The sequence below is a fragment of the Stieleria sedimenti genome, from assembly GCF_025060895.1.
Taxonomy (GTDB): Bacteria; Planctomycetota; Planctomycetia; order Pirellulales; family Pirellulaceae; genus Stieleria; species Stieleria sedimenti.
Map to the genome: position 1 here is coordinate 1 of NZ_JANZKV010000234.1, position 6653 is coordinate 6653.

Sequence of the window (6653 nt, forward strand, 5' to 3'; positions counted from 1 at the left end):
AACTAAATGGGAATGCACCCTCAAACGCCTGCGAGAGATCTGGGAATCCGAGTATGAATACTTTGCACAGAAAGACTTGCCGCCACTCCAACCTGCAGCGGCGGGCGAAACTGTTTCTTCGGATCAGGAAGAAGGCCCTCTCGCCAACGAGGTCAGAAATCCAGCTGCGTATTACGCGCAAGCGTTCAGCGAGTGGGGCTTACGCTTGGGATTAAAGGAGACCCCGCAGCAAGACATCCTCGAGTCAGTCCAACGGATGCCTTCAGACGATCGTGTCACGGTCATCGCGTCGCTGAACCGCTGGCGGGAACTTCTCGATAGTGAATGCACCCTGACGGACTGGGCGCGGCAAAGCTGGAGTTTTTTGGAACCCACCAAAATGGAGTCCAGTCGGAACGACAAGTTTCGCGTGCTGTCGGATCAATCGATCCTGGTCAGTGGCCCGGAGCCGAATCAGGGTCACCGAATCACGTTTGAAACCGAGGCAACTGAGATTTCGGCGTTGCGGCTGGAGGCGCTGCTGGACGATTCGCTGCCCAATAAGGGACCTGGTCGCGGCCCGGAGGGCATGTTTGATTTGATGGGACTGCGAATCCGCGTGGCTTCGAAGTCGAAACCTGAGAATCTTGTCAGCGTTGAGTTTTCCGAAGGCGTAGCCGACTACGCCGATGTGAACTGGCCCTTCCAGCTGGGTCGCTGGCGCACGTGGGGCGGAGGTGGTCATGCACATGTGGCCTACTATCGATTTGCCGAAACGCTCTTTGATCCGGAAGGTTTTTACATCGAAGTGTTGAGTGAGCGCTCGGTCGATTCGAGTTTGGAGCGGGGAACGTTGGGGCGTTTCCGCTGGTCGGCCGCCCGGCTGGAAGATCCTGTGGCGGTCCGAGCGTCTTTGGATTCGCTCTTAGCAAAATTGGACTCCGACCCTTGGAAGAAGCGGCTCAGAAAAGGTTTGGCCAGTAGAGACATTGGCTTATTAATGCAGCTCGCTACTGAACCCGATATTGCGGAAACTCAGCCCAGTATTCTGTTGACGACGTTGACCCGTCAGCTGATGTCGGCAAGGGGCTCGCATCTGAAATCGATTATTCCTGCCGAAGACAAGTTTCAACCGCTTCATTCGGTGCAAGCGGAAGGGGAACAAGGAACGCAATACGCTTTTGCCGATGACGGCACCTTCACAGCGAGAGGTCCCAATCCGGCGGCCGAAGTCACCACGCTCGTGGTGCCTGCGGAAGCAATTCATGCGCCATCGCGTCTCCTTCGTCTCGAGTTGCTGGGGAGCAATGATGACGTGGAAACGTCGTACATGGGCCGCCAGAGGTTCGTCACCATCAGGGAGCTTTCCGTTTCTCAAACCTCGGGCGGGCGATCACGTAATGTTTTGCAGCGAGTCCTTTCGGATTTTCCAATTTCCTATTCCTTCGAGAACGCCGTCGACGGTGATCTTGAAACAGCATTGATCGTTCCCATTCCTAATAATCCACACACGCTCTATTTAGTATTGAATCAAGATTTGCTGTCTTCGGAAAAACCGCTTGAAATCAAGATCGCTACCGGTGGCGAGAACGTTTCCAAGCAGCGCAATCCTGCTCGCATACGACTTGCGATCACCTCGCCAGAGGTCGTTTTCGAGGACCCCTTCGTTGCTGCCGAGCACTTGCTGACGCAACTGGCCAGAAAGCCCTCTTTAGATCCTCTGGTACATCTCCAGCTTGCCCGGTACTACGAATCGAGTGTGCCTGCAAGATCCGACGACGCCATCCGTCATGCGATGGCTGCGAATGCCTTGCTTCCCGAGAGCATTGTGCCAAGCCTGGCTCTTCTGGATCTGATTCATCCACATGATCTGATCGGCGATCCGCCGCTACGTCAAATCGTGCGTGAGCATTTGCGGCGACTTCAGGAACGGCAGACTGAGGGAATTCGAATGGTCAGGTTCCGAATGGCACTGGTGGATACGATCCTTGAAAAGTATCGACAAGGCAAATTCGATCAGGCAGAGCAATTGGTCTGGTTCGGCATCGCATCGTGCCCTCCACATCGCAAGGTGATGGATTCGATCTTTGCCGGCCTGCCCTGGAGAAACCTACCTGCGAAAGAAACGGTCGAATCACTCAGTCGTGGTTTTGATCGCTACGATTCTCGAGAGAAAAGCCCGAACGTTGTCGCCCACTATTACAACGTTCTCGGTCTAATGATGCGATTGATCGGACAGAACGAATTAGCGCTCAATCTTCTGGATACGGCCCTCGACGTTTCGCCTAAGTATCTACAAGTCCACTTCAATCGCGGTGCCATTTTAGTGGAATTGGAGCGGTTCGATGAAGCAGAAGAACAGTTTCGTCGACAGATGGAAATTGATCCAAGGGATCCGAACCCCCACGCCCAGTTGGCACGAGTCTTTTTCAACCGAGGACGTTTGGATGCAGCCTTCGCGGAATTTCAAAAGTCGGCCGAGCTCTACGCGGAGGGGGTCGAGAACGATACCAATAATAACGAGACCAATAACAGTGATCCGGCCAGTGCTCGGTTCTCTGATGATCCGGCCCGTGCCAATCAGATTAATGGCCATTGGCTAGCGACGCGGAAGTCGTTTCGGCTTCAGGAGATCGAGGCAGTGTTATCCGGTGCCGAGACAACGAAGACCGAAGCGGGCGAGCCGATCCCAACAAGGCATGCAGTCCGGGCGGTAGAAGAGGGCATTTCCTATTTGCAGCAAGTCGTTGATGCCAGGCCTGAGAAAGCCGGTGATGTCACGGAACTGGCCATCGCGCACTATCGCATTGGACAGTGGCAGCAGGTCGTGGATCGACTCGAGCAAGTGGAGGCGATGGGCAGATCCGTTGGCCATTATGATCGCGACCGATGGCATTTGTTTCCGTTAGCAATGGCTCACTGGAGGCTGGGCAACAAGAAAGCGGCACATCGATACTTTGGTGTGGGAGTCGCATGGGGCAACCTCGAGAAGGGTAGCGACAAAGAGCATCGGATCATTCGCAGCGAGGCGGCCACACTAATGGAACTCGACGCGAAGCAGCAGCGTCAACTCAAATATGAAGGCTTTAAGCTATGGCTGGAAGAGCTCGATGAAGCAATTCAGCAGGAACCCAACGACTACGTCCGTTGGTTTTACCGCGGCAAAGTTCACTCTCTCATCGACGGTAAGGAGGAAAAGGCTCTGGCAGATTATTCCAAAGCGATTGAGCTGGAACCACTCGATCCCGACCTCCGGGGCTGGCGAGCTGGACTCTATATCCGACTCCAACGATGGGAAGATGCGCTCGCCGACCGAACGCGAGCCATCGAATTGCAACCTTGGTTCAGCGCCCGATATTTTGAACGCGCTGAGACCTGTCGCGTCATGGGAGCGTACCATCGGGCACTCGACGATTTCGAGGAAGGGTTTCGAATCGATTCAACGATCGATGCCCACTGGTTTACTCGGGCAAGAGCGCGAACCATTGCCGGCGACATCTATTTGAAGGAGTTACAACAGCCCGAATTAGCGCTGAAGCATTTCGACGAGGCGCTAAAACAGGATCCCAAGTCCATCATGGCCTTGAAGGGACGGGCGGATGCTCAGGCGAAATTAAAAAACCATGAGCAGGCGATTGCCGATATCAAGTCGGCGATCGAAGTCCAGCCAGAAGACATGGGTTTGTTCAATACGTTAGCGAATCTCCACCGTGCCCGAGGAGATTTCGGTTCGGCCCTCGAGGCCATCGAATCCGGGCTTCGAGCCAGCGAAGGGGACGTTTCCCAACACACAGCGCGTGCCCACGCCGGAGCCATCGCGGGTGACATTTGCCTGCTGGACGTGAAGGACTATGAAAAAGCCGTTCAGTTCTATGATGATTCCTTGGATGTCGTCACGGATTACTTCTTTTCGATGCGCGGCCGCGCCCATGCCTTATTGGAACTGGGTGAGTATCGAAAAGCGCTCGAATCCGCCAATCAAGCGATAGAGATCCAACCCAAGAATGCCTGGTGCATCGGCGTGCGAGCTGCGATCCGACGCGAATTGGGTGATTTGGCCGGTGCCTTGAAAGACCGTGACCTGCTGATCGAGTTGGAACCCTCCAGCAATGCAAGATACTTCGAACGCGCGTTCCTATTGCGTGTTCGCGGGGAGCATGAATTGGCACTCGCTGATATCAAAAAGGGGTTCGAGGTCGATTCCGATGGTGACACCCACTATTTTACTCGCGATGAAGCTTACATCCTGGCCGGTGACATCTACTTCGAAGATCTGGACCAGCCCGAGAAAGCGTTTGAGCAGTACGAAAAAGCCCTGGCATTGAGTCCTGAAAACAGTGAATACCAGGTCAAACGCGACCGGGCCGCAAAGGCCGCCGGCGTGTCCACTGCCGAAGCGGGCAGCAATTGATAACGGCGATTTTTTGATCGCCCGAATGACCGCAAAAATTTCTTCCAGAATCATTGGAAAGAGTTCCGACATCTCTCGCATGTGTTGGTGAAGGCGGACGGTGATTGAGATGACGTCCGCGATTTCCTTTTGATCGTCGGACTTTCATTATCCGATCGATCCGCACCCTAAGAAGGACACCAACGATGCCATTGAAACGTCTTTTCAAAGTCCCACGCGTCGCCCTAACGCTGGTGATACTGATCAGCTTGTCGATCATCACTGCCGTGCCGGCTTTGGCACAACCCGGCAAAAAATCGAAAGCCGGAGGAGACTCCGAACCGCCGCCACCGATGTATTCCGTCAGCCTGTTTTCCAAACCGGCCGGCAGCCATATGTTCCAGAACGGGAACACCTGCATCAACGAACAGTTGCAGGTCGCGGGTGAAACCTTGATGCTACGTGAAGACGGAAGCCGCTACGCGGGGGTCTTCTTTTATGACCCCGCGATTCACGCGGGGCAGGCGGTTGACCTCAATGAGGTCGTCAATGGTCTGCCCGAAGATTTTGTAATCAGGCGAATTTGGGGCATGAACGACGACGGCCTGATAGCGGTCGCGATTCAACCCCTGGAAAACCTTCATCCGCTCTACGTCAAGCCGACAGAACCGGGCTTTTTAGAATTGCCAGGGTTGGTGGACACAGCCAACGGATATCAGTTTTATAGCTTGCCGGACGTGGGTAGCAGTAAAGTGAGCCCGCGAGCTCTGAACAATTCAAATGACGTCCTGTTGCTCGACTGGAGTGAAACTTCGTCGGGTTTTGTCAGCTACGTTGCTTCGTTCGATCCGGTGCAGAACAGCTGGGAGATTGCAGCTGAGTTGCCCAGCTTTCATGCGACCGGAATTTCCGATCGCCTTGCGTCGGGCGACTTTTTTGTCGCCGGTAACGCCTACGACGAGACCGGTGCGGGAACGACCACCCGAATCAACCTTGGAAACCCCGGAGTCGGCGAAATCAGCCTCACGCCGGTTCAAGTTGACAGCAATACGATCTACAGCTTCTCCACACCAACCTTCGGAGGAGTGAACTCGTGGGGCGATTTTCTTGGTCGAGCAACATCAACGACCGAACGAAAAAGGCGTGGCGAAACAACGACGACCAACCTCACGATCGCGTACTTATACTCCGACACTTGGGAAACCTTTTTGGACGGAGTGCCGAAGTGTTTGAATGACGATCTCGATTTCACGACCGGGGGAATGTGGGACGCGCCGCGGTCTTTTCTGTACCATCGCGACACTGAACAGCGGATCGACCTGATCGACGTCGTCGACACCACCACGGCACCCGAAATCGATTGGTCCAATCCCGACTTGCGTCTCTCGAGCCTGCGACTCACCAATCGCTGGGTGACCAACGACGGAAATCCGGTCAATGACCTGCCGGTCGTGATGGCGTTCGAGAACTACGTGCTCGAGAATCCGTATCTTCTGAACAACGGGTATGGAATGTTGCTTATTCCAACTGCGCAGTAGCAACCGTCCTACCGTGCTTTAGCGACGGTAGATTGAATTGCCGAACACGCCGATCGCAGACCCATGCCTGCCGGCGACGCGGAATTCATGAGGGGGAGCCAGATCTGACGCATTCGTCCAATGAAGGGTTCAGCCATTTCATTGCCGAATGGTTACGCGTTTGTCGCCGGCGTCTATTTACCAGCATTCGCGGAGCGGCGTGGGGGCTTGATGGTGTTAGATCCGTTCGTCACGATTTGGCTGGATGCTTGACGGTCGCTGCGAATGTCAGGTATCCGGGGCAAGGTCGCAGCACATTTTTGGGGATTGTTCCCGGGGGCATGGGGCAATGCTGGCAAGGTTAAAGACGTTTACGCTTCTCGGCATCGAGGCGATGCCGGTGGATGTGGAAGTCGATATCTCTCCGGCAGCGATGCCGAAGACGATTCTGGTGGGACTGCCGGACACCGCAGTCAAAGAGTCGACACACCGAGTTGAACGGGCGATCGTCAACAGCATCCCCCTCGGGGTCTGTCCCCGCGCATGTCGCTGAATGAAAAGGTAGCAAAATTTTGGGAAGAAGTTGAAGCACCGAGCCAGATAGCGATCAGCCGGTCCACGGTTTCCCTGCCCATCATCTTCCTACCTTTCTCTCCCCATCATTCTGACCCGAATCATTCTGCCTGATTATCGGTGATTTCCGATGTTCGATCGCCCAAATCGATGGGTTTCGAGGGGCGTTTCCACGCCACCCGTTGCAGGAACCC

The 6653-nt window shown here is 54.7% G+C and carries 3 protein-coding genes; all 3 read left to right on the plus strand.

All coding sequences use genetic code 11. The features are described from left to right. Positions 1-568 precede the first annotated feature (568 nt). The 3 genes from NZK35_RS27210 (at position 569) to NZK35_RS27220 (ending at position 6439) form a co-directional block, all read left to right on the plus strand. Positions 569-4390: a tetratricopeptide repeat protein gene (locus tag NZK35_RS27210; protein ID WP_259635675.1), complete on the plus strand. Its 3822-nt coding sequence runs from the start codon at positions 569-571 to the stop codon at positions 4388-4390. Between the two features lie 185 nt (positions 4391-4575). Continuing rightward, on the plus strand, positions 4576-5907 hold the full coding sequence (locus NZK35_RS27215) for a hypothetical protein (RefSeq protein ID WP_259635676.1): 1332 nt from the start codon (positions 4576-4578) through the stop codon (positions 5905-5907). Between the two features lie 328 nt (positions 5908-6235). After that, complete coding sequence (locus tag NZK35_RS27220; protein ID WP_259635677.1) at positions 6236-6439, plus strand: magnesium chelatase domain-containing protein; 204 nt, start codon at positions 6236-6238, stop codon at positions 6437-6439. Positions 6440-6653 lie beyond the last annotated feature (214 nt).

Excerpts from the sequence above, each read along its gene's own strand:
- NZK35_RS27210 (WP_259635675.1), top strand. The coding sequence starts at position 569 with ATGTTTGATTTGATGGGACTGCGAATCCGCGTGGCTTCGAAGTCGAAA.
- NZK35_RS27215 (WP_259635676.1), top strand. The coding sequence starts at position 4,576 with ATGCCATTGAAACGTCTTTTCAAAGTCCCACGCGTCGCCCTAACGCTG.
- NZK35_RS27220 (WP_259635677.1), top strand. The coding sequence starts at position 6,236 with ATGCTGGCAAGGTTAAAGACGTTTACGCTTCTCGGCATCGAGGCGATG.